This window comes from Alteromonas sp. AO-Serp (genome assembly GCF_017849675.1).
Lineage (GTDB): Bacteria > Pseudomonadota > Gammaproteobacteria > Enterobacterales > Alteromonadaceae > Alteromonas > Alteromonas macleodii.
In genome coordinates this window covers 1-2,627 of record NZ_JAFLMX010000358.1, presented here as the reverse complement: position 1 = coordinate 2,627, position 2,627 = coordinate 1, and the positions used below count along the sequence as shown (strand labels likewise).

At 45.4% G+C, this 2,627-nt stretch carries 3 protein-coding genes; all 3 read left to right on the top strand.

From position 1 onward, the window contains the following. Window positions 1–375: 2-oxo acid dehydrogenase subunit E2 (locus QVA83_RS22405; RefSeq protein ID WP_287498992.1), on the top strand; the 375-nt coding region annotated here is incomplete at its 5' end. A 152-nt stretch (window positions 376–527) separates the two neighbouring features. Next, window positions 528–1,694 carry an ADP-forming succinate--CoA ligase subunit beta gene (gene sucC / locus QVA83_RS22400; protein ID WP_014949450.1) on the top strand — a complete coding sequence of 389 codons (1,167 nt, stop codon included), beginning with the start codon at window positions 528–530 and terminating at the stop codon, window positions 1,692–1,694. Then, window positions 1,694–2,566, top strand: coding sequence for a succinate--CoA ligase subunit alpha (sucD, locus tag QVA83_RS22395; protein WP_012518366.1), 873 nt, complete (start codon window positions 1,694–1,696; stop codon window positions 2,564–2,566). The genes sucC and sucD overlap by 1 nt, the downstream gene beginning before the upstream one ends. Window positions 2,567–2,627: the final 61 nt, after the last annotated feature.

Genomic DNA, 2,627 nt, shown 5'->3' with positions numbered 1-2,627 from the left:
CCAGTACTTAAAGATACTGACACACTAGGCATGGCAGGTGTTGAAAAAGGAATTAAGGAACTAGCACTTAAAGGCCGTGACGGTAAGCTGTCATTGGCTGAACTACAAGGTGGTAATTTCACAATCACCAACGGTGGTGTGTTTGGTTCACTAATGTCTACACCAATCATTAACCCGCCACAGAGCGCTATTTTGGGTATGCATAAAATCCAAGATCGTCCAATGGCTGTTAATGGCAAAGTAGAAATTCTACCAATGATGTACCTAGCGCTTTCTTATGACCACCGTATTATCGATGGTAAAGAATCAGTAGGTTTCTTGGTAACCGTTAAAGAGATGCTAGAAGATCCAACACGTCTACTTCTAGACGTATAAGACTTTCGTCTCACGGAATTGTGGTTAGGCGTTTAGCTTGTGTATGCTTGCTTTGCGCCTAACGCAACGCTGATATTTGCCCTATAATATCAGTCAAACTAATCAAGTCGCATTTGCGGCTTTTGTCTTACTAAAAATCGGATAGAAACACCATGAATTTGCATGAATACCAAGGTAAGCAGCTATTCAAAGAATACGGTTTGCCTGTTTCTGAAGGATACGCAGCAGACACTGCTCAAGGTGCTGTAGAAGCCGCTGACCGAATTGGCGGAAACGAGTGGGTAGTTAAGTGTCAGGTACACGCGGGCGGTCGCGGTAAAGCTGGCGGTGTAAAGCTAGTTAAAAACAAAGACGACATTCGCGCTTTCGCTGAAAACTGGCTTGGCAAAAATTTGGTGACTTTCCAGACTGACGAAAACGGTCAGCCTGTGAGCAAAATCCTAGTTGAATCTTGCACAGATATCGCTAACGAACTTTACCTTGGTGCAGTAGTTGACCGTACAACCCGTCGCGTTGTATTCATGGCATCTACTGAAGGTGGCGTTGAGATTGAAACTGTTGCAGAAGAAACTCCAGAGAAAATCCTTAAAGCTGAAATCGACCCAATTGTAGGTCCTCAGCCTTATCAAGCGCGCGAAATGGCGTTTGCTCTAGGTCTTTCTGGCGTACAAATCAAGCAATTCACTCAAATCTTCCTTGGCCTAGCTAAGATGTTTGAAGAGCTTGACGTTGCGCTTATCGAAATCAACCCGCTAGTTATCAAAACTGACGGTAACCTACACTGCCTAGACGCGAAAGTAGGTATCGATGGTAACGCGCTATATCGTCAGCCTAAGCTGAAAGATATGCAAGATCCTTCACAAGAAGATGCGCGTGAAGCTCATGCTGCTCAGTGGGAACTAAACTATGTTGCGCTAGACGGTAATGTAGGTTGTATGGTTAACGGTGCAGGCCTAGCAATGGGTACTATGGACATCGTAAACCTACACGGTGGCAAGCCAGCTAACTTCCTAGACGTTGGTGGCGGCGCAACTAAAGAGCGTGTAGCTGAAGCATTCAAAATCATCCTTTCTGATGACAATGTTAAAGCGGTATTGGTTAACATCTTCGGTGGTATCGTTCGCTGTGACATGATTGCAGAAGGTATCATTGGTGCGGTTAAAGAAGTTGGCGTAGAAGTACCTGTAGTTGTACGTCTTGAAGGTACCAATGCAGAGCTTGGCCGTGAAGTTCTAGCGAACTCTGGTCTAGATATCATTGCTGCTGAATCGCTAACTGATGCAGCGCAGAAAGTTGTTGCTGCAGCGGAGGGCAAATAATGTCTGTATTAATTAATAAAGATACTAAAGTAATTTGTCAGGGTTTCACTGGCGGTCAGGGTACTTTCCACTCTGAGCAAGCAATTGCTTACGGTACGCAAATGGTTGGTGGTGTAACACCAGGTAAAGGCGGTACTGAGCACCTAGGTCTTCCAGTATTCAATACTGTACGTGAAGCGGTAGAAGCAACTGGCGCAACTGCAACAGTTATCTATGTACCAGCACCTTTCTGTAAAGATTCAATTGTTGAAGCTGCAGATGCGGGTATCGAGCTAATCGTATGTATCACTGAAGGTATCCCAACGCTAGATATGCTTTACGTTAAAGAATACGTAGAAGCGAAAGGCGTTCGCATGATCGGTCCAAACTGCCCAGGTGTAATCACTCCTGGAGAGTGTAAAATTGGTATCATGCCTGGTCACATCCACAAGCCTGGTAAAGTAGGCATTGTTTCTCGCTCTGGTACACTTACGTACGAAGCGGTTAAGCAAACCACTGACGAAGGTTTTGGCCAGTCTACTTGTGTTGGTATCGGTGGCGACCCAATTCCTGGTTCAAACTTCATCGACATCCTTCAGATGTTCCAAGACGATCCACAAACTGAAGCTATCGTAATGATCGGTGAGATCGGTGGTACAGCTGAAGAAGAAGCAGCAGCGTTCATTAAAGCTAATGTAACCAAGCCTGTTGTTTCTTACATTGCTGGTGTTACTGCTCCTCCAGGTAAGCGTATGGGTCACGCTGGTGCAATCATCGCAGGCGGTAAAGGTACTGCTGATGAGAAATTCAAAGCACTAGAAGACGCTGGCGTTAAAACTGTACGTTCACTTGCTGAAATCGGCAAGGCGCTTCGCGAGACTACAGGTTGGTAAGCTAACGCTTAACAATTTTGTGATAAAAGCCCGCTTTAAGCGGGCTTTTTTGTGCGCGCTT

What these genes read in the sequence shown, in the direction of transcription:
- sucC (WP_014949450.1), top strand. Translation starts at nt 528, where the DNA reads ATGAATTTGCATGAATACCAAGGTAAGCAGCTATTCAAAGAATACGGT.
- sucD (WP_012518366.1), top strand. Translation starts at nt 1,694, where the DNA reads ATGTCTGTATTAATTAATAAAGATACTAAAGTAATTTGTCAGGGTTTC.